A 20952-nucleotide genomic window follows, 5' to 3' on the forward strand; every position below is an offset into this window, starting at 1 on the left:
CCGCCCGGCGCTGTGACGGCAGTGCGTCCGGTTCGGGTTCAGGATCCGATCGAATCCTTGATGCCCTTGAGCAGGGTCTTTGCGCCCAGTGAAATCAGCGCATGCTCCGAGCCCATGGCCAGCAGGCGATAGCCCATCGACACGACACGGCCGGCAATTGCCGGCTCGACAACGTAGATCGCCGCATGTTTGCCGGCCTTGCGGGTGCGCTCGGCCACCGACGCCACCGTCTCCATCATGCTTTCCAGCGTCGAATTGACCGTGGCGCCATTGCTCCAGGCGATCGAGAAATCCGACGGGCCCAGGAAGATGCCGTCGATGCCGGGCGTATCGAGGATGCCATCGAGCGCATCGAGGGCTGCACGCGTCTCGACCATGGCGAAGGCCATGGTGCGCTGGTTGGTGTCGCGCAGCCAGTCGGCCTGGTCGCCTTGGCCGTGGCGGGGAAAAGCGTAGGTCGGGCCCCAGGAGCGCTCGCCGACCGGCGGGTATTTCATGGCGGCGGCGAACAGTTTTGCGTCGGCAACCGAGTTCACCATCGGCGCGATGACCGCCTCGGCGCCGAAATCGAGCGCGCGGCTTGCCATGTCGAAACGGCCAACGGGAATTCGCACCAGCGCCGGCTTGCCGGTAGCGAGCACCGGCACCAGGCCACGCAGCACGCTGTCTTCGTGATGGCCGCCATGCTGCATGTCGAGCGTGACGGCATCGAAACCCTGCTTGGCGACGATCTCGACCGTCAAGGCATCCGGCACACCGGACCATGCGGTGAACAACGTTTCATCGGCCGCGAGGCGGGACTTCAGGGACATGAACTCTTTCCTTGTTAGCGACCGCAGTTTCAGCCGGAAACGGCGGCAAAGGCAAAGAAAAACCGCCCGGATAGGCCGGGCGGTCGATTGGTCCAGCGTATGGCCGCGGGATCAGCGCATGGTCCGGATCAGGTGTTCTTGATCTGCTCGATCGCCTGCGCCATCAGTTCGTCCATGGTGCGGCGGATCTGGTGGTCCGACTGCTCGACGCCGGCCGCGTCGAAATCCCCGCGGATCTTGCGGAACACGTCGTGGTCGCCGGCCTCCTCGATGTCGGAGATAACCACTTCCTTGGCATAGGCGTCGGCATCGGCGCCAGACTTTCCGAGCTTTTCGGCGGCCCACAGGCCGAGCGCCTTGTTGCGGCGCGCCGAGGCCTTGAACCGAAGCTCCTCGTCGAATGCGAATTTACGCTCAAAGCCCTCTTCACGGTCTTTCATGCTGCTCATGGCGTCCCTCCGGGTCAAATTCGATTCGTTGGCGGTGAATATGTGCGTTGTCAAAGCACAAACCAAAAGGTCGCGGGCCGGTCAATATGCTTCATCGCATGCTGCGCTGCGGCATTTCAGTCCCGAAAGCGGTTGATTGGAAGGATTTGCCGATTGAGCAAACGATGTGATTGGGATAGACCCGGCATTGAACCCTACCGTAGCCGCACTATTTCAGGCAGACGGACAGGAAATGGTCTGATACCGCCTGTCCGGAACCCCAGAGAAAAATCAGATGAAAAATCGCCGCCGCATTTATGAAGGCAAGGCCAAGATACTCTATGAGGGACCCGAACCGGGCACGCTTATCCAGTTCTTCAAGGATGATGCAACCGCGTTCAACAAGAAGAAGCACGAGGTCATCGACGGCAAGGGCGTCCTCAACAACCGCATTTCCGAGTATATTTTCAACCACTTGAACCGCATGGGCATTCCGACCCATTTCATCCGCCGTCTGAACATGCGCGAGCAGCTGATCAAGGAAGTCGAGATCATTCCGCTCGAAGTGGTGGTGCGCAATGTCGCCGCCGGCTCGCTGTCCAAGCGGCTCGGCATCGAGGAAGGCACCGTTCTGCCGCGCTCGATCATCGAATTCTATTACAAGGCCGACGCGCTCGACGACCCGATGGTGTCGGAAGAGCACATCACCGCGTTCGGCTGGGCGAGCCCGCAGGAAATCGACGACGTGATGGCGCTGGCCATCCGCGTCAACGACTTCCTCTCCGGTCTGTTCATGGGCGTCGGCATCCAACTCGTCGACTTCAAGATCGAATGCGGCCGCCTGTTCGAAGGCGACATGATGCGCATCGTCGTCGCCGACGAGATCTCGCCGGACTCCTGCCGCCTGTGGGACGTGGCGACGCAGGACAAGCTCGACAAGGACCGTTTCCGCCGCGACATGGGCGGCCTCGTCGAGGCCTACCAGGAAGTTGCCCGCCGCCTCGGCATCATGAACGAGAACGAGCCGCCGCGCCCGACCGGCCCGGTGCTCGTCGCCTCGACCGACGGCCTCAAAGGCAAGCCGCACTGATCGCGGTTTGCGACCGATAGTCAGAACAGGAGCATGTCCAGCGTGATCAAGGCCCGCATTACCGTCACCCTCAAGAACGGCGTGCTCGACCCGCAGGGCAAGGCGATCGAACACGCATTGTCCGGCCTGGGCTTCGGCGGCGTCGGCACGGTGCGGCAGGGCAAGGTGTTCGATGTCGAGCTGGCGGAAAGCGACAAGGCCAAGGCCGAAGCCGACCTCAAGGCCATGTGCGACAAGCTGCTGGCGAATACGGTGATCGAGAATTATAGTGTGACGCTTACCTAAGGCTGTGCCGGAGGCACGGATGCCTGAAGTCACGAATGAACTGATGTACGAGCTTCTCGAGATTGTAGCGATCAGGCTTGCAGGCGTTGAGCACGCAAACGGACGTCAACAATATCTACGCGATAGCAGGCCGTATCGATCAACATCTTGAACGGATTGAGCAGCGCCTCGAGTTGCGCGAACTCGCCGAAGCACAAAGGCCTTACGAACCGAAATGAAATCAGCCGTCGTCCTCCTGCCTGGCCTCAATCGCGACCGCGACATGATCGCGGCGCTGACCAAGATTTCGGGAACACCGCCGGTCACCGTCTGGCAAACCGACACCGAAATCCCCGATGTCGATCTGATCGCCATTCCGGGCGGTTTTTCCTTCGGCGACTATCTGCGCTGTGGCGCGATCGCCGCGCGCATGCCGGTCATGCGGGCAGTGGCCGAAAAAGCGGCCGCGGGCGTGACGGTCATCGGCGTCTGCAACGGTTTCCAGATCCTGGTCGAGGCCGGCTTGTTGCCGGGTGCCTTGATGCGCAACACCTCGCTGAAATTCGTCTGCCGGCAGGTGAAGCTCGAGATCACCAATGCCAACACCATGTTCACCCGCCGCTATCAGCCGGGCCAGATCATCCGCTCGCCGGTCGCGCATCATGACGGCAATTATTTCGCCGACGCCGACACGCTTGCCCGTCTCGAAGGCGAAGGCCAGGTGGCGTTCCGCTATGCAGAGGGCACCAACCCCAACGGCTCGATCAACGACATTGCCGGCATCGTCAACAGCCAAGGCAATGTGCTCGGGCTGATGCCGCATCCGGAAAACCTGATCGAAGCAGCTCATGGCGGTACCGACGGCCGCGGACTGTTCGAGAGCGCCCTCGGCATCGCTGCCTGACGATATCGAAGCGAACAGCTTGAAAACAGCCGGACATTCCTGTCTCTTTGGAGCAAGTCTGGTTCATTGGGGAGAGAGACGGTCATGAAACTCTATTCGCGGCCGTTGTCGCCCTACTCGTCGATCGTGCGGGCATTGGCCTACATCAAAGACGTACCACTCAAGATCATCGCGCCGCCGCCCGGTTTTCCCATCCCGGAAGAGTTTCGCGCCATCTCGCCGATGAACCGGATTCCGGTGCTGATCACCGGCTCGGGCGAGACGATCGTCGAATCGGTGGTCATCGCCGAATATCTCGAGGAACGGTTTCCGGAACCGGCGCTGCTGCCGCCCGATTCCAAGGACCGTGCGCTGGTGCGCATGTTCGCCCGCATCACCGATCTCGATGTGCTGACCCCGTTGATGAAGCTTTTCGAGCTTCATTCCGTGCCGAAGCGCAACAATGCCGAGATCGACGCTCAGTTCGCCCGCCTGCATCATGGACTGGCGGCAATCGAGGCCCGTATGGCGCAAGGGCCCTTCGCACTCGGCGACGACATCAGCTTCGCCGATGCCTGGCTGACGCCGACGCGGTTCATCTTCAACAATTTCCGCGCCATGACAGGACGCCACGACCTGCTCGACGCCTATCCCAAATTCGACGCCTACCAGCAGATCGCCTCGCAACACCCGGCATTGTCGCGTGTGTGGGGCGAGATGACCGACGGCTTGAAAATCTTCCTGTCCGAGCTTGAGATGGGTGCCGCTTGATCAAGTCGAGGACGATCGCGCTGGTCGCCGCGGCGGGCTTTGTGCTGGCATCCTGCCAGTCGACGCCAAAGAGCACGCCTGTTCCCTCGGGCAAAAGTGCTGCGCTGCTGGCCATGGAACAAGTGGCGATCGCCGCCCACAAATGCTGGATCGCCAGCAAGGACCCGGCCTTCAAACCGTACCAGATGGCCAATGAGCTGAATTCGTTCAGCGGCACGCCGCGTTTCCTGCTGGTTCCGGCCAAGCACTATGGCGGCAAACCTTTGCTGGTCGTGCAGGCGCAAGGCAATTCTAGCCGTGTCGACGTCTTCGGACCGCTGATGAACGATCCGCTCGGCGCCCGCATCGGCTCCGACATTGCGCGCTGGCAGGCCGGCAATCCGGCCTGCGCCGCGACGGCCTAGCCCATGGGCCGGTTCCTGCAGATTGTGGGGCTGGTCATCGGTCTGGCCGGGCTCATCCTGCAGTTCTGCATCAGCATTCCTGCATCGATGGAAGCAGGCCGCAGCCTGCTTGGCTCCGTCATTTTCGTCTTCAGCTTCTTCACCATCCTGACCAACATCGGCGCGGTGCTGGTGTACACGTCGCTGCTGTCACCCACCTTCTATGCCTGGCTGCCGGCCTTTGCAGGGGCGCGGATGCGCACCGGCGTTGCGGTTTCGATCGCACTGGTCTTCATCATCTACGCAACGGTTCTGGCACGACTCTGGCAGCCGCAGGGACTGTTCCTGCTCTGCGATGTTCTCCTGCACTACGTCACGCCGGTGCTGTTCGTGCTGTGGTGGCTGATATCGGGCGCCGACGGCCGGACACGCTGGAGCGACATTTCGTGGTGGGTGATCTATCCCATCGCTTATCTGGTCTATGCGCTGGTGCGGGCGCCGCTTGCCGGCGAGGTGCCCTACCCTTTCCTGAACATCGCCAAGAACGGCGCGACCAGCGTCGTCATCTCAACTGCAGCCATCACCGGACTTTTCCTCGTGCTGTGCGTGGTCGCCGTCCTTACGGACCATGCCGTTGCACGCACAAGGGCGTCGAGGGTCCGTTAGAACTGTGCGGACCTTCTGTCCGGATTTCCCGGGACCATCATCTTTCCCAAACCGGTTCCCACTTTTGGGATCACGGTCAGTCCCAGAACGGCCTGATGCCCTCGCGGTGGGCGTCGCAGCGCGTGACGCCGATATCCTTGAGCTGGTCGTCGGTCATCTCCAGCAGAGCCAACCGGCTGCGGCGGCGATCCAGCAGGTTGTCGATCCATCTTGCCAGCGACCTCAGCACGCGCACAAGGCGGCTGACAAAGCCGCGCTGAGCCGACGGGCGTGTCGATTGGGCCGATAATGCAGCGCTCGAATGACGTATTGTCGCGATTGTATTCATTTTCTTTCTGCCAAAGTCCTAAATTGTACCCTTTTGGCACGCGATTGATATGTATTGACTCATCTATCGGTGCAATATAGAAAATTGTCACCATGACAAATTGGCTTCCAGATCTCACTGCCGGCTCCGGCCCGCTGTATCAGCGGCTGGCGGATTCCATCGAGACGGACATCGATCGGGGCGTGATCGATGCCGGCGCAAAGTTGCCGCCGCAGCGCGACCTCGCCTACGACATCGGCACCACCGTCGGCACTGTCGGCCGGGCCTATCAATTGCTGCGCGAGCGTGGGCTGGTGAGCGGCGAGGTCGGGCGTGGAACCTATGTACTCGGCCAGCGCGCGAAGCCGGATTTTCCGGCTCCGGACGTCGGCGGCGAAGGCACGCGCTATATCGATGCGCCTAAAGGCAAGCTGCGTTTCGACAGCACCGCAGCACCTGATATCGGCCAGGGCGACATTGTCGCCGGTGTCCTGTCGCGCACGGCGCAGGACCATCCGCATGAGATTTCGAGCTACACCAGGGATTTCCCCGAACGATGGTACGAAGCCGGCGCCCGCTGGTTGGCGCGCAATTCCTTTCGCCCGGATGCCGACACCATCGTTCCCACGCTCGGTACCCATGCGGCGGTGATGGCGGCGATCGCGGCGCTCACCATGCCTGGCGACTATGTTGCCTTCGAGCACCTCACCTACTCGCAGGTTTCCCGCAGTGCCGGCTTGATCGGCAGGCGCACCGCGTTGGTGGCATCGGACGATGAAGGCATCGATCCGCAGGATTTCGAGCGCGTCTGCGCGCAAAAGCATCCCAAAATGATCTTCCTGATGCCGACGGCGCAGAATCCGACGCTGGCCACCTTGTCGGCGGCGCGCCGCGAAGCGATCGCCCATGTCGCACGCGAATACAATGTCGTCCTCATCGAGGACGACCTCTATGGCAATCTGACCGATGATCCGACGCCGTTGCTGGCCGAATATGCTCCTGAGAGGACCATTGTCGCGGGCGGCCTGTCGAAGTCGGTCGCAGCCGGTGTGCGCGGCGGCTGGCTTTCCTGCCCGCCCGCCTACCGCCACCGCATCCGCGTCGCCCACAAGATGATGACCGGCGGCATGCCCTTCCTGCTGGCGGAGGTGAATACAAGGCTGGTGCTGTCCGGTCAGGCGGATGAGATACGAAAGCGCAGCATCGCCGAAATCAGCGCCCGCATCGCCATCGTACGCGAGACTTTGGCCGGCTTCGCCTTCAAGTCGCATGACAGGGTGCCCTTTGTCTGGCTGACCCTGCCCGACCCCTGGCTTTCCGGCACCTTCAAGAACGCTTGCCTGGAGCACGGCGTGCTGATCGACGACGAGGACGAATTCAAGGCCGGCCGTTCCGAGCAGGTTTTCCATGGCGTCCGCTTCGGCGTTTCGCAGCCGAGACAGCGCGGGGATATCGCTGAAGGCGTTGCGGTGATCCGGCGACTTCTCGATGAAGGCCGCGCCGGCTACGACAGCTTCTCCTGACACTGCGTGGCTTTGTCCGGTTTTCCGTCGTTTTTCGTCAATCCATGGGTGTATCGGCCGCAAGGCTTGCGATAAGACGGGACTCAAAATCCCAACGTCCCGGATAAAAATCGCCGCCCATGACCATTTCCAATTCCGTGCCGATCACCCCCGAGCTCATTGCCTCACACGGGCTCAAGCCCGACGAGTACCAGCGCATTCTCGACCTCGTCGGGCGCGAGCCGAGCTTCACCGAACTCGGCATCTTCTCGGCGATGTGGAATGAGCACTGCTCCTACAAATCCTCGAAGAAATGGCTGCGCACGCTGCCGACCACCGGACCTCAGGTCATCCAGGGGCCGGGCGAGAATGCTGGCGTGGTCGACATCGGCGATGGCGACTGCGTCGTCTTCAAGATGGAGAGTCACAACCACCCATCCTACATCGAGCCCTACCAGGGTGCGGCGACCGGCGTCGGCGGCATATTGCGCGACGTCTTCACCATGGGCGCGCGGCCGATCGCGGCGATGAATGCGCTGCGTTTTGGTGCGCCCGACCATCCCAAGACCAGGCACCTCGTTTCAGGCGTGGTTTCCGGCGTCGGCGGCTATGGCAACGCGTTCGGCGTGCCGACGGTCGGCGGCGAGGTCAATTTCGATGCCCGCTACAATGGCAACATCCTGGTCAACGCCTTTGCAGCGGGCCTTGCCAAGACCGATGCGATCTTCCTGTCCGAAGCCAAGGGAGTCGGCCTGCCGGTCGTCTATCTCGGCGCCAAGACCGGCCGCGACGGCGTCGGCGGCGCCACCATGGCTTCGGCCGAATTCGACGATAAGATCGATGAGAAGCGTCCGACAGTGCAGGTCGGCGATCCCTTCACCGAAAAGTGCCTGCTGGAAGCCAGCCTCGAACTGATGGCCTCGGGCGCCGTCATCGCCATCCAGGACATGGGTGCGGCCGGCCTCACCTGCTCGGCGGTCGAAATGGGCGCCAAGGGCGACCTCGGCATCGAGCTCGATCTCGACAAGGTGCCGGTGCGCGAAGAGCGCATGAGCGCCTACGAAATGATGCTTTCGGAAAGCCAGGAGCGCATGCTGATGGTGCTGCGCCCGGAAAAGGAAAAGGAAGCCGAGGCGATCTTCCACAAATGGGGGCTCGACTTCGCCATCGTCGGCAAGACCACCGACGATCTGCGCTTCCGCGTGCTGCACCAGGGCGACGAGGTTGCCAACCTGCCGATCAAGGATCTTGGCGACAAGGCTCCGGAATATGACCGGCCGTGGACCGAACCGAAGAAGCCGGCGCCGCTGGCCGCCAATGATGTTCCGCAAGCCGATGTTGCAGACGCGCTGCTGAAGCTGCTCGGCGGTCCCGACCTGTCTTCGCGCCGCTGGGTCTGGGAGCAGTATGACACGCTGATCCAGGGCAATTCGCTGCAGCTTCCAGGCGGCGATGCCGGCGTGGTGCGGGTCGAAGGCCATGCGACCAAGGCGCTCGCCTTCTCGTCCGACGTGACGCCGCGCTATTGCGAGGCTGACCCTTACGAGGGCGGCAAGCAGGCGGTGGCCGAATGCTGGCGCAACTTGACCGCCACCGGCGCTCTGCCGCTGGCCGCAACCGACAACCTCAATTTCGGCAACCCGGAACGGCCCGAGATCATGGGCCAGCTGGTCGGTGCTGTGAAAGGCATAGGCGACGCCTGTCGTGCGCTCGAATTCCCGATCGTCTCCGGCAATGTCTCGCTCTACAATGAGACCAACGGCCAGGGCATCCTGCCAACCCCGACCATCGGCGGCGTCGGCCTGATCGCCGATTGGTCGAAGATGGTGCGGGCCGGCTTTGCGGCCGAGGGCCAAATGATCCTGCTGGTCGGCGCGCCGGCGTCCTGGGGAACGCATCTCGGGCAATCGGTCTATTTCAGGGACATACACGGCCGCACGGATGGACCGCCGCCGCCGGTCGACCTCGAGCATGAAAAGCGCGTCGGCGACCATGTGCGCGCGCTCATCGCCTCCGGCATCGTCACGGCGGCGCACGACGTTTCCGATGGCGGTGTCGCCGTGGCACTTGCCGAAATGGCGATGGCGTCCGGCATCGGCGCCACCGTCCCCGGGCTTGTCGGCACCGACCCGATCCCGGTCTGGTTCGGCGAGGATCAGGGCCGTTATCTGCTGACGCTGTCGATCGATCCGCATGGTGACGAATGGGACGCCATTCGCAAGCAGCAGGGCGAGCTTGGCATCTTCGCGCCGTGGATCGGCTCCACAGGCGGCAGCGCGCTGAAGCTTGGCGACGCCAGGGCAATCCCGGTCAGCGAACTCTCCTCGGCTCACGAAGGCTGGTTCCCGCGCTTCATGGATCAGGCTAGTTGACCACACTGGCTGCCCGGGCGCTGCTTGCAGTCGTTTTCTGGCCGTCGCTGTTCTTCTTCTGGTTCCTGGGACCGTTCGTCTTTTTCCTGCTGTCGACAACCTCGAGCGAGGTTTGTATGCGGCTGGAAACACGTGCGGAGTTCCTTGCCGCGGCGAACGGCGCCGTCCCGATGCTGGCGCTGCAGAACCTCCTCTACGCGGTCCCGATCATCTGCCTGGTGCTCTGGGGCCGCCTTTTCCCGGATCCGGCACGGGCAAGGCACATCGTCACCTGCGTCAAGCTTTTCGCCGGCACGGTGGTCGTGGGCGCGTTGTGGGAGTACGGCTCGTCGCTCATCTGCGACGGCCATGGCCAAGGGTTCTTCTCGCCGGCTTGGCAAATGACGAGCTATCTCCCCATTGTCAGCCTGCTGCTCAACGCGCCGCTCTATGTGCTTGCCTTCAGCCTTGGCCGCGCTTTCTCGACACGCGAGGACGTTGCCGAGGATGAAGCAAGCCCACCGGCCTAGTCTTTCTCTGAAGCCATGTGGCCGTTGGCGGGACAGAACGGCTTCAATCCGGACCGGAAAGGCTTTAGGCTCACCCGACTCTCATCTTATGGCCGGCTACCGGCCGCTCGAAACAGGATTTTGCCATGGCAATGGATGCCCACGACATCGAAAAACTGATCAAGGACGGCATTCCGGACGCCAAGGTGACGATTCGCGATCTCGCCGGCGACGGCGACCACTATGCGGCCGAGGTGGTGGCCGAGAGCTTTCGCGGCAAGAGCCGCGTCCAGCAGCACCAGATGGTCTATGACGCGCTGAAGGGCAATATGGGCGGCGTGTTGCACGCACTGGCGCTGCAGACCAGCGTTCCCGACTGACCTTAGCGCTTGGCCCAACACGGCTCATCCTTTGCGCCATTTCAGCCACGGCGCGGCTAACGTCTTGTTTCGAGCAATCGTTGGGTTTATTTGAAGGGTATGTTTCGAGCCTGACTCCCACAGGCGGGAAAGGATATTCCATGAGCGGCATCAACGACTACATCGACAATGAAGTGAAGGGCAACGACGTCGTCCTTTTCATGAAGGGCACACCTGGTTTCCCGCAATGCGGATTTTCCGGCCAGGTCGTCCAGATCCTCGACTATATCGGCGCCGACTACAAAGGCGTGAATGTCCTGGACTCGGCTGAACTGCGCCAGGGCATCAAGGAATACTCCAACTGGCCGACGATCCCTCAGCTCTACGTCAAGGGAGAATTCGTCGGCGGTTGCGACATCGTGCGCGAGATGTTCCAGGCGGGCGAGCTACAGACGTTCCTCGTCGAGAAGGGCGTCAGCGTCAAAGGCGCCGCCTGATTTCTGTTTTGTGCATGCCCGAAATCGACGTTGATTTTCGGGCATCGAGCACCAGGCACCGGGGCAACCCCACCTCGGCAATTTTCATGTCCTGACCCCAGGACCAGGACGAGCCAATGCGCCGGCCCGCCGGCGCATTTTCGTTTGAAAGATCGGACTTGCCGTGGACCAGCCAAAACCAGCGCCGCAATCGGCAAGCAAACTGCCCATTCCGCGCTGGGAGTTCATCGCTCTGTGCGCGGCACTGATGGCGCTGAACTCGTTGGCCATCGATATCATGCTGCCGGCTCTGCAGCAGATCGGCGCCTCGCTCGGCGTCGAAAATGAAAACCACCGGCAGTATGTCATAACGGCCTACATTCTGGGCTTCGGCGGCGGACAGCTGTTCTTCGGGCCGATCTCGGATCGCTTCGGACGTCGCGCACCACTGGTCGCCGGGCTGGTGATTTATGTCGCCGCGGCTGCGGCCGCCGCCGTTGCACCAAGCTTTGAAACACTTCTGCTGTGCCGGGCCGTGCAAGGCATCGGTGCAGCCGCCACTCGTGTCATCGCGGTCTCGATCGTGCGCGATACGTTCGACGGCCGGCGCATGGCCGAGGTGATGTCGCTGATCTTCATGGTGTTCATGGCGATACCGGTCATTGCTCCCGGCATCGGCCAATTTATCATGCTGTTTGCGACCTGGCATTGGATCTTCGTCACCATGGCCGTCGGTGCGCTGCTCGTCTCGGCCTGGTCGCTGCTGCGCCTTCCTGAAACGCTGCATCCCGAACATCGCCGGCCGCTGACGCTCAACTCCATTGTCGGCGGGTTTCGTATCGTTCTCACCAACCGCATTGCGATCTGCTATGCCTTCGCCAGCACCTTCATTTTCGGCGCCATGTTCGGCTTCATCGCTTCGGCGCAGCAGATCTATGTCGACATTTTCAAAGTCGGCGAGATGTTCCCGGTCATCTTTGCTGGGGTTGCGGGCGTGCTCGCCTTCTCCAACTTTCTGAACTCGCGCCTTGTCGGCCGCATCGGCATGCGCCGCCTGTCGCAGAGTGCGTTGCTGCTGTTCCTGGTCATCAGCCTTGCCTGGCTGGTGATTTCGCTGGAGATGAAGATGCCGCTCTGGCTGTTCATCACCTTCTTTGCCTGCGCCATGCTTCCATTCGGTGCGCTCGGCGCGAACTTCAACGCGCTGGCCATGGAGCCGCTCGGCCAACTGGCCGGCACGGCTTCGTCGATCCTCGGTTTCATGCAGACGTTTCTCGGCGGCATTCTCGGCACGCTGATCGGCCAGGCCTTCAACGGCACGGTGACGCCGCTGGCCGCCGGCTTCTGCAGCGTCTCGGTCGCCGCGCTGCTGATGATCTTCATCGCCGAGCGCGGCAAGATGTTCCAGCCACAGAACCCGCCCGTTTCAGGGCACATCACCGACTTGCATTAGGACGCACCTTCAAGGGCTGCCGTGAACCGAGGGGCAAGCATGCGCCCCGCAATTGCTTCGCCCATGCTGTCCGAAAAGTGCAATGGCAGAGCGTCATCGAGTGCCCTGAGGATGGATGCCACGAAGGCCCGGCTGCGCTGGGCATCGGTTCCCAGATCGGAATATGTGGCGCGAGGTTTGCCGATCAGCGTGCCGTTGCGGCGAAGCGAGAACCGCAGCGTGAGGGACATGCCCGCGGTTCCGGGTGGCGGCTTCCAGCAGGCATAGATCGCGTCCGACATCTCCTTTATCGTGTCGACGGGATCGGTACTGCGACAGCTGCGCTCTTGCGACCTTGCTTCCAGGGAACTGGCGAACAGACCGGCGGCAAGAGCCACCGCGACAAATGCAAACCGAGGTTTCATTCGAGAGCCTCCGGATTTGCGCGAGATTGTACTGCTTTCGGCTAACGCAGCAATCGATCCTACTGCGCCCAGAGCTCGCGGCGCAATTCGTGCCAGCTTTCCTTGTCTGGCGCGACAAGCAGGCCGCCGCCGAGATGCGAGGGCAGATAGGCGCTGCCGTCGAAGCGCGCCGCATGGCCGCCGGCCTCGGCATGGATCAGCACGCCGGCCAGGTGGTCCCACGGCATCAGCTTGTTGTAGACGACGAAGTGGGCATGGCCGCTCGCCAGCAGGCGATATTCGTGCGCGGCGCAGCGATAGGCGAACTGCGACAGGATCTTGGTCTGGTTGCGCGCCAGCCGTGTCCGTTCCGGCTCGGCCATATATTGCCAGGAGACAGAGCCGGTCATCTCCGAGATCGGCGCGGGTACCGCTACATGCACCTTCTCGATGCTGCCATGCGCATGCCGGATATGGCTGCCGGCACCCCTGGCGCCAATCAGCCAGTCCTTGCCGACGGGATCGTGGATGATGCCGGCGACGGTCTCGCCCTTGACCACGACCGCCAGCATGACGCCGAACAGCGGCACGCCGGAGGCGAAATTGAAAGTACCGTCGACCGGGTCGATGACGAAGGCCAGATCGGCATAGCCCAACCCGTTTAAAAGCGCTGGATTGTCGGAACAGGCCTCCTCGCCGACGACCATCGCTGAGGGATACCGCTCGCGCAGCCGCGCGGTGATCAGCCGCTCGGCATTGACGTCGGCTTCGGTCACCAGGTCGGCGGCCGACGTCTTCTGCCTGACATCGCCATCGCCCAACCGGCGAAAGCGCGGCATGATCTCGGCAAGTGCCGCCTCGGCCAGAATGCCGGCCAGCCAGCCGATCGCGGTGTCGTCAAATGTCATCGGCTTGCCTTGTGGTGAGGGTCTCGTTGAGGGCAGCGAAATCGAACAGCTTTCTGTCGAGCAGATGCGATGGCCTGCTGTTCGACAGCGCGCGCAGCATCGTATCCTTGCGGCCCGGCATGCGCTTTTCCAGGTCCTCGAGCATCGCCTTCATGGCGTTGCGCTGAAGACCTTCCTGGCTGCCGCAGAGATCGCAGGGAATGATCGGGAATCGCATGGCGGCAGCGAATTTTTCCAGATCGACCTCGGCGCAATAGCTCAATGGCCGCAGCACCATGACGTCGCCTTCGTCATTGAGCAGTTTTGGCGGCATGGCGGCGAGACGCCCGCCATGGAAGAGGTTCATGAAGAAGGTCTCGAGAATGTCCTCGCGATGATGGCCGAGCACCAGCGCCGAGCACCCCTCCTCGCGTGCAATGCGGTAGAGATGGCCGCGCCTGAGACGCGAGCAGAGCGAGCAATAGGTGCTGCCCGCCGGCAGCTTGTCGGTGACGACGGAATAGGTGTCCTGATATTCGATCCGGTGCGCAATGCCGTGGCTGTCGAGATAGTCCGGCAGGATATGTTTGGGGAAATTCGGTTGGCCCTGGTCGAGATTGCAGGCCAGAAGATCGACCGGCAAGAGCCCGCGCCATTTGAGGTCGAGCAGCACCGCGAGCAGGCCGTAGGAATCCTTGCCGCCCGACAGCGCTACGAGCCAGCGCTGGCCGGGCTTGACCATCGAGAAATCCTCGATCGCCTGCCGGGTCAGCCGCAGCAGCCGCTTGCGCAGTTTGTTGAACTCGACCGGGGACGGCACGTCGGCGAACAGCGGATGGAAACCGCCTTCGCTGTCGGCGACCGGTTCGAGCGTTTCAATGTCTGGAAGCATGTTCATGGCATGTCGCTTTCAATGGCCCAGAGCGCCGGATTAGCGGACATGACCGACAAAGAAAAGGCCGCCTCGACGGGCGGCCTTCGCAGGATGTCGCAGAACGCGCTCGTTTAGCGCGAATAGAATTCGACGACCAGGTTCGGTTCCATCTGCACGGCGAACGGAACGTCCGCCAGGCCGGGGATGCGCGAGAAGGTCGCGACCATCTTGTTGTGATCGGCTTCGATGTAGTCCGGCACGTCGCGCTCGGCGAGACCGACCGCTTCCAGAACGATGACCAGCTGCTTGGACTTTTCGCGGATTTCGACGACATCGCCCGGCTTGCAGCGGTACGAGCCGATGTTGACGCGCTTGCCGTTGACGTTGACGTGACCGTGGTTGACGAACTGACGGGCGGCGAAAATGGTCGGCACGAACTTGGCGCGGTAGACGACCGCGTCGAGACGCGACTCGAGCAGGCCGATCAGGTTCTCCGAGGTGTCGCCCTTGCGGCGGTCAGCCTCTTCATAAACCTTGCGGAACTGCTTTTCCGAAACGTCGCCATAGTGCCCCTTCAGCTTCTGCTTGGCGCGCAGCTGCAGGCCGAAATCGGAAAGCTTGCCCTTGCGGCGCTGGCCATGCTGGCCGGGGCCGTATTCACGCTTGTTGACCGGGGACTTCGGGCGGCCCCAGATGTTTTCGCCGAGACGGCGGTCGATCTTGTACTTCGCGGATTCGCGCTTGCTCATCGCATTCCCTTTTCAAAACAACACACCCGGAACCTCATGGTCCGGGTGAAGGAAACGCGCCCTCCTCTGGCCTCCGTTTTCGAGACCTGACAGGGTTTTCCCACGCAACGCGGCGGAAAACCCACGGGACACGTCAGTTCAAACAAGATAGTAGAATTGGATTTCCACGCATCTTGCGCACATAAAGAAAACCACCGGGCATTGCGGCCCGGTGTTGGCGCGCTGATTAAACGGAGATTTAACCGGTGTCAAGCTTGTGGCTGGCGTAGGCCATGGCGACGATATAGCGTCTCTGGGTTGAGTACAGTGCCGGATGTGGCGGGAGGTTGCGCCAGCGGCATCAGGAAGGGACCGGAGCAGAGGAGCTACATTCGCATGAAGAAATTCTTCCTTACCCTGACAGGAGCCGCTGTGTTGGCGGGATCCATGGCGGTCATGACACCGGAGCCGGCTGAGGCCAGGCATTGGCAAGGGCACCGGCACCACCAGGCTTGCCGCATCGTGATCAAGAAGAAAATTATCTGGCGGCACGGCCACAAGAAGGTCATCCGCTACAAGATCAAGCAGTGCAGAGGGCGCTGGTAGGCTGCAATCCGGTCTCAGGCGGCCGACATCACTTCAAAGCCCCGGTTTGGCCGCGGGCGTTTGATTCCGGCTCGTGTTCTTCGGCGTTTCCCTTGAACGGCGGACCGCACTCTAGCCTTTCGACTTCTTCTCCGGCAGGCCCTTGCGCTTCGTCTCGGCGAATTCCTCGAGCTGCTTTTCGCTCATCGATTCGTACATTCCCTTGGAAGCGCCCTGGAGTTCGCTCTTCTTGGTCTCGCCGCGCTTGGCCGACAGAGCCGCGCCGGCGGCTTTCTGCTGGGCTTTCGAGGTGGCTGGCATGGCTCTTTCTCCCGTTGGCATCAGGAGAAAAACGCAACGACTGCCGTGATGTTCCGCTTCGCAATCACGACATCGCCAACCCGAACCCCTGCATCAGGCGGCGGGTGGGGAAATCGGCTCTTTTCGATGTGAAGACGGCAAGGTCGGGCCCTTCAGGCAACATCTCGCCACGACCGCTCGGATCGATGTCGGCGAGAAGCGACAGCGCCCGGCGCGCGATCGCTTCGGCGGGGTCGAGCCAGTCGACCGGCCAAGGCGCCGTCTTGCGCATACGATTGGCCAGAAAGGGGTAGTGTGTGCAGGCGAGCACGACGATATCCGTACGCAGCGCATCACGTTCGACGAAGCATGGCGTGATCTCGGCGCGCACGGCCTCCTCATCGACGAAGCCCTCACGCATGTAGATCTCGGCCAGTCCCGCCAGCCTGTCGCTGCCGACCAGGCGGACATGGCATTTCTGCGCCCATTTGCTGATCAGGTCGCGCGTGTACTGGCGCTTGACGGTGCCAGGCGTCGCCAGCACCGAAACCAGCCCTGAGCGCGTGCGTTCCGCCGCCGGCTTGATCGCAGGCACCATGCCGACAAAAGGATGCTCGGGAAATCTGTCGCGCAGCGCGTCGATCACCAACGTCGAGGCGGTGTTGCAGGCGATGACCGAAATGGCCGGCGCAAACCGCTCAAGCAGTTTGCCGAACAATTCAAGGATATGCACCCTCAGCGCCGGCTCTTCCCAGGCGCCATAGGGAAACGCAGCGTCGTCGGCGACATAGATGAAGCGGCGGTCGGGCATCAGCACGCGCGCCTCGCGCAGTACGGTGAGCCCGCCGATGCCCGAATCGAACATCAGGATCGGCCGCTCAGTCATTGTCGGTTCCTTTTCCGCCAAGCGGCGGTATGTCATCGTCCTTGCCGGCGCCGGCAAGGCGCGCCGCTTCCGCCTTGCGGGCCCGCGCGGCGGCCGCGGGCAAGCGTCGTGGATCATCGCCAGGGGACCCGTCGCCGCGCGGCATCGCCGGCGAAAACCTGTCGAGCGACGAGATGATGCCGCGCAGCACCTTCAGCTCCGGTTCGGCAAAACCGGCGCGCGTCAGCACCGCACGCAGATTGTCGATCATTTTCGGCTTCTTCGGTGCCGGCCGGAAATAGCCGCGCGCTTCCAGTGCGCCTTCGAGATAGGCGAACAGGCCGTGCAATTCCTCCTTGCTTGCCGGCTTCATGTCCGGGCCGGAAAAATTGGTCTTGGTCTCGTCTTCCAGGCCGGACTTCATCCATTCGTAGGACATCAGAAGCGCGGCCTGGGCGATGTTGAGCGACGAGAAATCGGGATCGACCGGGAACGTGACGATCTCGTCGGCAAGGCCGACCTCGTCATTGTAGAGGCCGAAGCGCTCGCGGCCGAACAGGATGCCGGTGCGCTGGCCCATTGCGTGACGGGTCCGAAGCATCCTGCCCGCCTCCACCGGCCCGCGCACGGATTTGAAGCCGTCGCGCTGCCTGGCCGTGGTGGCGAAGACGAAGTTCAGGTCGGCGAGCGCCGAGGCCAGATCGTCAAAGACGGTGACGGCGTCGATGACATGATCGGCGCGGCTCGCCGCCGCGCGTGCCTTCTCGCTCGGCCAACCGTCACGCGGATTGACGAGGCGCAGCTCCGACAGACCGAAATTGGCCATGGCGCGCGCGACCATGCCGATGTTCTCGCCAAGCTGAGGCTCGACGAGGATGATCGCCGGGCCGGCGGTCATGAGGCCACGCTGAAAGTCCGTTCCTGCCATATGTTCCAGATGATTGCGCTACGAAGTTCCCGCGTCCTGCCATATCGATACGGCTTTTTGAAGAGCGGTCGACCGGCAAACCGAGAAATAACCCTATGTACCCCTGCCGCTCCGTTGGCTTACACAGCGGACCTAGGATTACGTGAATGAGCAGGTGGTCGCACGCTATGGATGCGTTGACCGCAGGCTAGAAGATAGGACCGCTTGTGCGCCGACGGACGAATTGCTGAGCCGTACGGACAAAAATGGTGGGACTCTACTTCCTACCGTACTGCGCACAGTCACCCAAAATCTCTGCAATATGTGGCGGCTCGTGTTGAAGTGACCAACAGCGGCAGCGGCATTCTTGTCGACGGCACCGGCAACACCGTTGCCATGAACATGACACTGACCAACAGCCTGGTCAGCGGCAATACCGGCAACGGTGTTGCGATCAAATCCATCGCCGCGGCATCGCCGGTGCGCGCGACAATTGTAGGCACCACGATCAGCGCCAATGCCGGCGTCGGCGTCAACGCAAACGGTGCTGCCGCCAGCGGCAACGGCAGCGCCATCGCCTTTCTCGGCGGATCGGTGGTATTCGGCAATGTCACCGGAGCCAGCAACACTGGTAGCGGCGCCGTCCAGTCGTTCAAGAACAACATGATTTCCGGCAACCTAACCGACGGCACGCCGATCACGGCATTCCCCGGCCCCGGCGGTACACCGTTGCAATAAGCGCCTGCCGCCTCGGCGGCAGCATGAAACAAAGGCGATGCCGGCAGCTTCCCAAGAGGCGTGCAGGCATCGCCTTTTTTGTTCCCGCTTACTACGGCAATGGCCCGCGTCTTTCGCCTTGCCCCAGTTTGCACCGTCCGGATCGCTTTGCTATAGGCGAGGTCCTATTCTGGCGGGGCCGGCCCGCAATCAATCAACTTTCGAACGAGGCATTCTTTCCATGGCGAAGATCAAGGTGGCGAACCCGGTCGTCGAACTCGACGGCGACGAGATGACCCGCATCATCTGGCAGTTCATCAAGGACAAGCTGATCCACCCTTATCTCGACCTCAAGCTCGAATATTACGACCTCGGCATCGAGCATCGCGATGCCACCAACGACCAGGTGACGATCGATTCGGCCAACGCCATCAAGAAATACGGCGTCGGCGTGAAATGCGCGACGATCACGCCCGACGAGCAGCGCGTCGAGGAGTTCAAGCTGAAGAAGATGTGGAAGTCGCCGAACGGCACTATCCGCAACATCCTTGGCGGCACGATCTTCCGCGAGCCGATCATCATGAAGAACGTGCCGCGCCTGGTGCCCGGCTGGACCAAGCCGATCATCGTCGGCCGTCACGCTTTCGGTGACCAGTACCGCGCCACCGATTTCCGCTTTCCCGGCAAGGGCAAGCTGACGATCAAGTTCGTCGGCGAGGACGGCAAGGTGATCGAGCACGACGTGTATGATGCGCCCGGCGCCGGTGTCGCTATGGCCATGTACAATCTGGACGAGTCCATCCGCGAGTTTGCCCGCGCCTCGCTGAACTATGGCCTGCTGCGCAATTATCCGGTCTATCTGTCGACCAAGAACACCATCCTCAAGGCCTATGACGGCCGCTTCAAGGACATCTTCCAGGAAGTCTACGAGGCTGAATTCGAGGCCGAGTTCAAGGCGAAGAAGCTGTGGTACGAACACCGCCTGATCGACGACATGGTTGCCTCCGCCCTGAAATGGTCGGGCGGCTATGTCTGGGCCTGCAAGAACTATGACGGCGACGTCCAGTCCGACACGGTGGCCCAGGGTTTTGGCTCGCTCGGCCTGATGACCTCGGTGCTGATGACGCCGGACGGCAAGACGGTGGAAGCCGAAGCCGCGCACGGCACCGTTACCCGCCACTATCGCCAGCACCAGAAGGGCGAGGAAACCTCGACCAATTCGATCGCCTCGATCTTCGCCTGGACGCGGGGGCTCGCCCACCGCGCCAAGCTCGACGACAATGCCGAGCTGAAGCGCTTTGCCGACACGCTGGAAAAGGTCTGTATCCAGACGGTCGAGTCCGGCTTCATGACCAAGGACCTGTCGCTGCTGATCGGCCCCGACCAGCCCTGGCTGTCGACCACCGGTTTCCTCGACAAGATCGACGAGAATTTGCAGAAAGCGATGGCGTAGGCATGTCGTCCAAAGGCTTCGCTCGATATTGATCTCGTGCGCGACAGCACTGAGTTAACGACAAAGACTTGAGGCGTGTCGAAGTGCAAATCTGTCTTCCGTGGATGAGCTGGATTTGCGAAAATAGGTAGATGTAAATGGCTATGTGGTTCGATCAGCAAGAACGGCTAAAGAGTACCAAGGGCAAAGAGCTCTTGGACTCCATGCCGAAGTTTGAGGTGCAAGCTGCCAATGTCGCTCCCGCTCCGGCGGAGCTTGGAGGCAAGATCACGCTCGTCATCGAAGATGGCAAGCCCGTTGTGAAGATAAAAGAATAGAGCGTCGCCCGCATCGATCATAGCGTCAACACCACATCGTCGAGCAAGCCCATCGTCTACGGGGCGGACTATAGCGTCTATGTGCGCATCGTCCGCCTCGTGCTTGAGGAAAAAGGCATCGACTACGAGCTTGTGCCAGTCGATGTCTTTGCCGCCGACGGGATTCCCGCCTGGTATTTCGAACATCATCCGTTCGGCCGCATCCCGGCCTTCGAGCATGACGGATTCCGGCTGTTCGAGACGAGCGCGATTGCCAGATATGTTGACGAGGCGTTCGACGGGCCAGCGCTGCAAGCGACGGAGCCTCGTGGCCGCGCAACCATGAACCAGATCATCGGCATGCTCGATGCCTATGCCTACAGATCGATGGTCTGGGATGTCGCCGTCGAGCGGCTGGAGAAGGCTCAGCCGGATGAGGCGTTGATCGCCGGCGGCCTTGCTCAGGCGAGCAAAGCGCTTCGGACGCTGTCCGCGCTGAAAGCGCCGGGACCGTGGCTGCTGGGCGACCAGCTGACGCTGGCCGACCTGCATGCCGCACCGATCATCGGTTATTTCGTCAAGGTCGCCGAGGGGCGAAATCTGCTGGCCGAGTTCCCTGATATCCGGGACTGGTATGCGCGCATTGCGGCTCGGCCGAGCTTCGTGCGGACTGAAAAAATCGGCTGATAAGTGACGTCCGCTG

General features: G+C 61.8%; 27 protein-coding genes. 17 read left to right on the forward strand and 10 right to left on the reverse strand.

Annotation, left to right across the window (positions count from 1 at the left end):
• Positions 1–38: 38 nt before the first annotated feature.
• Positions 39–812, reverse strand: coding sequence for an HpcH/HpaI aldolase family protein (locus RPF88_RS11115; protein WP_013532125.1), 774 nt, complete (start codon positions 810–812; stop codon positions 39–41).
• A 128-nt stretch (positions 813–940) separates the two neighbouring features.
• The gene (locus RPF88_RS11120) at positions 941–1261 is read right to left on the reverse strand and encodes a DUF1476 domain-containing protein (protein WP_013532126.1); all 321 of its coding nucleotides are present in this window, start codon (positions 1259–1261) and stop codon (positions 941–943) included.
• 274 nt (positions 1262–1535) lie between these two features.
• On the opposite strand from RPF88_RS11120, the gene purC reads away from it, so the two are divergent.
• From purC to RPF88_RS11150, 6 genes are all read left to right on the forward strand, one after another.
• Positions 1536–2330, forward strand: a complete 795-nt coding sequence (purC, locus tag RPF88_RS11125) for a phosphoribosylaminoimidazolesuccinocarboxamide synthase (RefSeq protein ID WP_013532127.1) — start codon at positions 1536–1538, stop codon at positions 2328–2330.
• A 42-nt stretch (positions 2331–2372) separates the two neighbouring features.
• Positions 2373–2615 carry a phosphoribosylformylglycinamidine synthase subunit PurS gene (purS, locus tag RPF88_RS11130; protein ID WP_013532128.1) on the forward strand — a complete coding sequence of 81 codons (243 nt, stop codon included), beginning with the start codon at positions 2373–2375 and terminating at the stop codon, positions 2613–2615.
• Between the two features lie 214 nt (positions 2616–2829).
• Positions 2830–3498, forward strand: a complete 669-nt coding sequence (gene purQ, locus RPF88_RS11135) for a phosphoribosylformylglycinamidine synthase subunit PurQ (RefSeq protein WP_337122417.1) — start codon at positions 2830–2832, stop codon at positions 3496–3498.
• 84 nt (positions 3499–3582) lie between these two features.
• Positions 3583–4248 (forward strand): glutathione S-transferase family protein, encoded by a 666-nt coding sequence (locus RPF88_RS11140; protein ID WP_013532130.1) that lies wholly within the window; start codon positions 3583–3585, stop codon positions 4246–4248.
• Positions 4245–4652: a hypothetical protein gene (locus tag RPF88_RS11145; RefSeq protein WP_064995398.1), complete on the forward strand. Its 408-nt coding sequence runs from the start codon at positions 4245–4247 to the stop codon at positions 4650–4652. The genes RPF88_RS11140 and RPF88_RS11145 overlap by 4 nt, the downstream gene beginning before the upstream one ends.
• A gap of 3 nt (positions 4653–4655) precedes the next feature.
• Positions 4656–5297 carry a Pr6Pr family membrane protein gene (locus RPF88_RS11150; protein ID WP_275954655.1) on the forward strand — a complete coding sequence of 214 codons (642 nt, stop codon included), beginning with the start codon at positions 4656–4658 and terminating at the stop codon, positions 5295–5297.
• Between the two features lie 76 nt (positions 5298–5373).
• Here RPF88_RS11150 and RPF88_RS11155 read toward each other — a convergent pair whose 3' ends face one another.
• A complete protein-coding gene (locus RPF88_RS11155; protein WP_013532133.1) occupies positions 5374–5625 on the reverse strand; it encodes a DUF1127 domain-containing protein in 252 nt (83 codons plus the stop codon).
• A gap of 92 nt (positions 5626–5717) precedes the next feature.
• On the opposite strand from RPF88_RS11155, the gene RPF88_RS11160 reads away from it, so the two are divergent.
• From RPF88_RS11160 to RPF88_RS11185, 6 genes are all read left to right on the forward strand, one after another.
• A complete protein-coding gene (locus RPF88_RS11160) occupies positions 5718–7127 on the forward strand; it encodes an aminotransferase-like domain-containing protein (RefSeq protein WP_013532134.1) in 1410 nt (469 codons plus the stop codon).
• 119 nt (positions 7128–7246) lie between these two features.
• Positions 7247–9478, forward strand: a complete 2232-nt coding sequence (gene purL / locus RPF88_RS11165; RefSeq protein ID WP_027162367.1) for a phosphoribosylformylglycinamidine synthase subunit PurL — start codon at positions 7247–7249, stop codon at positions 9476–9478.
• Positions 9475–9987, forward strand: a complete 513-nt coding sequence (locus tag RPF88_RS11170) for a hypothetical protein (protein WP_024504561.1) — start codon at positions 9475–9477, stop codon at positions 9985–9987. Before purL ends, RPF88_RS11170 begins: the two co-directional genes overlap by 4 nt.
• A 125-nt stretch (positions 9988–10112) precedes the next feature.
• On the forward strand, positions 10113–10346 hold the full coding sequence (locus RPF88_RS11175) for a BolA/IbaG family iron-sulfur metabolism protein (protein WP_010909092.1): 234 nt from the start codon (positions 10113–10115) through the stop codon (positions 10344–10346).
• A 140-nt stretch (positions 10347–10486) separates the two neighbouring features.
• Entirely contained in the window at positions 10487–10822 is a 336-nt protein-coding gene (gene grxD, locus RPF88_RS11180; RefSeq protein ID WP_013532137.1) for a Grx4 family monothiol glutaredoxin, read from the forward strand.
• 163 nt (positions 10823–10985) lie between these two features.
• On the forward strand, positions 10986–12254 hold the full coding sequence (locus tag RPF88_RS11185; protein WP_082826441.1) for a multidrug effflux MFS transporter: 1269 nt from the start codon (positions 10986–10988) through the stop codon (positions 12252–12254).
• On the opposite strand, the gene RPF88_RS11190 is transcribed toward RPF88_RS11185, so the two are convergent.
• The 4 genes from RPF88_RS11190 to rpsD form a co-directional block, all read right to left on the reverse strand.
• A complete protein-coding gene (locus tag RPF88_RS11190; protein WP_013532139.1) occupies positions 12251–12658 on the reverse strand; it encodes a hypothetical protein in 408 nt (135 codons plus the stop codon). The two genes, RPF88_RS11185 and RPF88_RS11190, sit on opposite strands and share 4 nt — an antisense overlap.
• Before the next feature lie 59 nt (positions 12659–12717).
• The gene (locus RPF88_RS11195; protein WP_337122418.1) at positions 12718–13545 is read right to left on the reverse strand and encodes an inositol monophosphatase family protein; all 828 of its coding nucleotides are present in this window, start codon (positions 13543–13545) and stop codon (positions 12718–12720) included.
• Positions 13535–14422 carry a tRNA 2-thiocytidine(32) synthetase TtcA gene (ttcA, locus tag RPF88_RS11200; protein WP_337122419.1) on the reverse strand — a complete coding sequence of 296 codons (888 nt, stop codon included), beginning with the start codon at positions 14420–14422 and terminating at the stop codon, positions 13535–13537. The genes RPF88_RS11195 and ttcA overlap by 11 nt, the downstream gene beginning before the upstream one ends.
• 107 nt (positions 14423–14529) lie before the next feature.
• Positions 14530–15147 (reverse strand): 30S ribosomal protein S4, encoded by a 618-nt coding sequence (rpsD, locus tag RPF88_RS11205; protein WP_013532142.1) that lies wholly within the window; start codon positions 15145–15147, stop codon positions 14530–14532.
• Between the two features lie 375 nt (positions 15148–15522).
• On the opposite strand from rpsD, the gene RPF88_RS11210 reads away from it, so the two are divergent.
• The gene (locus tag RPF88_RS11210; protein ID WP_013532143.1) at positions 15523–15732 is read left to right on the forward strand and encodes a hypothetical protein; all 210 of its coding nucleotides are present in this window, start codon (positions 15523–15525) and stop codon (positions 15730–15732) included.
• Positions 15733–15843: 111 nt separating this feature from the next.
• Here RPF88_RS11210 and RPF88_RS11215 read toward each other — a convergent pair whose 3' ends face one another.
• The 3 genes from RPF88_RS11215 to RPF88_RS11225 form a co-directional block, all read right to left on the reverse strand.
• Positions 15844–16032: a DUF3008 family protein gene (locus RPF88_RS11215; RefSeq protein WP_013532144.1), complete on the reverse strand. Its 189-nt coding sequence runs from the start codon at positions 16030–16032 to the stop codon at positions 15844–15846.
• A 64-nt stretch (positions 16033–16096) separates the two neighbouring features.
• A complete protein-coding gene (gene murI / locus RPF88_RS11220) occupies positions 16097–16897 on the reverse strand; it encodes a glutamate racemase (protein ID WP_013532145.1) in 801 nt (266 codons plus the stop codon).
• Complete coding sequence (locus RPF88_RS11225) at positions 16890–17804, reverse strand: RNA methyltransferase (RefSeq protein WP_337122420.1); 915 nt, start codon at positions 17802–17804, stop codon at positions 16890–16892. The genes murI and RPF88_RS11225 overlap by 8 nt, the downstream gene beginning before the upstream one ends.
• A 204-nt stretch (positions 17805–18008) precedes the next feature.
• Between RPF88_RS11225 and RPF88_RS11230 the strand changes: the two genes are divergently transcribed.
• From RPF88_RS11230 to RPF88_RS11245, 4 genes are all read left to right on the forward strand, one after another.
• Positions 18009–18521 carry a hypothetical protein gene (locus RPF88_RS11230; RefSeq protein ID WP_337122421.1) on the forward strand — a complete coding sequence of 171 codons (513 nt, stop codon included), beginning with the start codon at positions 18009–18011 and terminating at the stop codon, positions 18519–18521.
• A gap of 220 nt (positions 18522–18741) precedes the next feature.
• A complete protein-coding gene (locus RPF88_RS11235) occupies positions 18742–19953 on the forward strand; it encodes an NADP-dependent isocitrate dehydrogenase (RefSeq protein ID WP_224672944.1) in 1212 nt (403 codons plus the stop codon).
• Positions 19954–20090: 137 nt separating this feature from the next.
• The gene (locus RPF88_RS11240; protein WP_027162373.1) at positions 20091–20270 is read left to right on the forward strand and encodes a hypothetical protein; all 180 of its coding nucleotides are present in this window, start codon (positions 20091–20093) and stop codon (positions 20268–20270) included.
• 12 nt (positions 20271–20282) lie between these two features.
• Positions 20283–20936, forward strand: coding sequence for a glutathione S-transferase family protein (locus tag RPF88_RS11245; RefSeq protein WP_063167814.1), 654 nt, complete (start codon positions 20283–20285; stop codon positions 20934–20936).
• Positions 20937–20952: the final 16 nt, after the last annotated feature.

Source organism: Mesorhizobium sp. ISC11 (assembly GCF_037162595.1).
GTDB classification, from domain to species: Bacteria; Pseudomonadota; Alphaproteobacteria; order Rhizobiales; family Rhizobiaceae; genus Mesorhizobium; species Mesorhizobium ciceri.

Bases quoted from the DNA above. Each gene is read 5' to 3' on its own strand.
- rpsD (WP_013532142.1), bottom strand. From the start codon at position 15,147: ATGAGCAAGCGCGAATCCGCGAAGTACAAGATCGACCGCCGTCTCGGC.
- RPF88_RS11120 (WP_013532126.1), bottom strand. From the start codon at position 1,261: ATGAGCAGCATGAAAGACCGTGAAGAGGGCTTTGAGCGTAAATTCGCA.
- grxD (WP_013532137.1), top strand. From the start codon at position 10,487: ATGAGCGGCATCAACGACTACATCGACAATGAAGTGAAGGGCAACGAC.
- RPF88_RS11155 (WP_013532133.1), bottom strand. From the start codon at position 5,625: ATGAATACAATCGCGACAATACGTCATTCGAGCGCTGCATTATCGGCC.
- RPF88_RS11235 (WP_224672944.1), top strand. From the start codon at position 18,742: ATGGCGAAGATCAAGGTGGCGAACCCGGTCGTCGAACTCGACGGCGAC.
- RPF88_RS11115 (WP_013532125.1), bottom strand. From the start codon at position 812: ATGTCCCTGAAGTCCCGCCTCGCGGCCGATGAAACGTTGTTCACCGCA.
- RPF88_RS11150 (WP_275954655.1), top strand. From the start codon at position 4,656: ATGGGCCGGTTCCTGCAGATTGTGGGGCTGGTCATCGGTCTGGCCGGG.
- RPF88_RS11160 (WP_013532134.1), top strand. From the start codon at position 5,718: ATGACAAATTGGCTTCCAGATCTCACTGCCGGCTCCGGCCCGCTGTAT.
- murI (WP_013532145.1), bottom strand. From the start codon at position 16,897: ATGACTGAGCGGCCGATCCTGATGTTCGATTCGGGCATCGGCGGGCTC.
- RPF88_RS11190 (WP_013532139.1), bottom strand. From the start codon at position 12,658: ATGAAACCTCGGTTTGCATTTGTCGCGGTGGCTCTTGCCGCCGGTCTG.
- RPF88_RS11140 (WP_013532130.1), top strand. From the start codon at position 3,583: ATGAAACTCTATTCGCGGCCGTTGTCGCCCTACTCGTCGATCGTGCGG.
- RPF88_RS11210 (WP_013532143.1), top strand. From the start codon at position 15,523: ATGAAGAAATTCTTCCTTACCCTGACAGGAGCCGCTGTGTTGGCGGGA.
- RPF88_RS11240 (WP_027162373.1), top strand. From the start codon at position 20,091: ATGGCTATGTGGTTCGATCAGCAAGAACGGCTAAAGAGTACCAAGGGC.
- purC (WP_013532127.1), top strand. From the start codon at position 1,536: ATGAAAAATCGCCGCCGCATTTATGAAGGCAAGGCCAAGATACTCTAT.
- purQ (WP_337122417.1), top strand. From the start codon at position 2,830: ATGAAATCAGCCGTCGTCCTCCTGCCTGGCCTCAATCGCGACCGCGAC.
- purL (WP_027162367.1), top strand. From the start codon at position 7,247: ATGACCATTTCCAATTCCGTGCCGATCACCCCCGAGCTCATTGCCTCA.
- RPF88_RS11225 (WP_337122420.1), bottom strand. From the start codon at position 17,804: ATGGCAGGAACGGACTTTCAGCGTGGCCTCATGACCGCCGGCCCGGCG.
- RPF88_RS11175 (WP_010909092.1), top strand. From the start codon at position 10,113: ATGGCAATGGATGCCCACGACATCGAAAAACTGATCAAGGACGGCATT.
- RPF88_RS11215 (WP_013532144.1), bottom strand. From the start codon at position 16,032: ATGCCAGCCACCTCGAAAGCCCAGCAGAAAGCCGCCGGCGCGGCTCTG.
- RPF88_RS11195 (WP_337122418.1), bottom strand. From the start codon at position 13,545: ATGACATTTGACGACACCGCGATCGGCTGGCTGGCCGGCATTCTGGCC.
- ttcA (WP_337122419.1), bottom strand. From the start codon at position 14,422: ATGAACATGCTTCCAGACATTGAAACGCTCGAACCGGTCGCCGACAGC.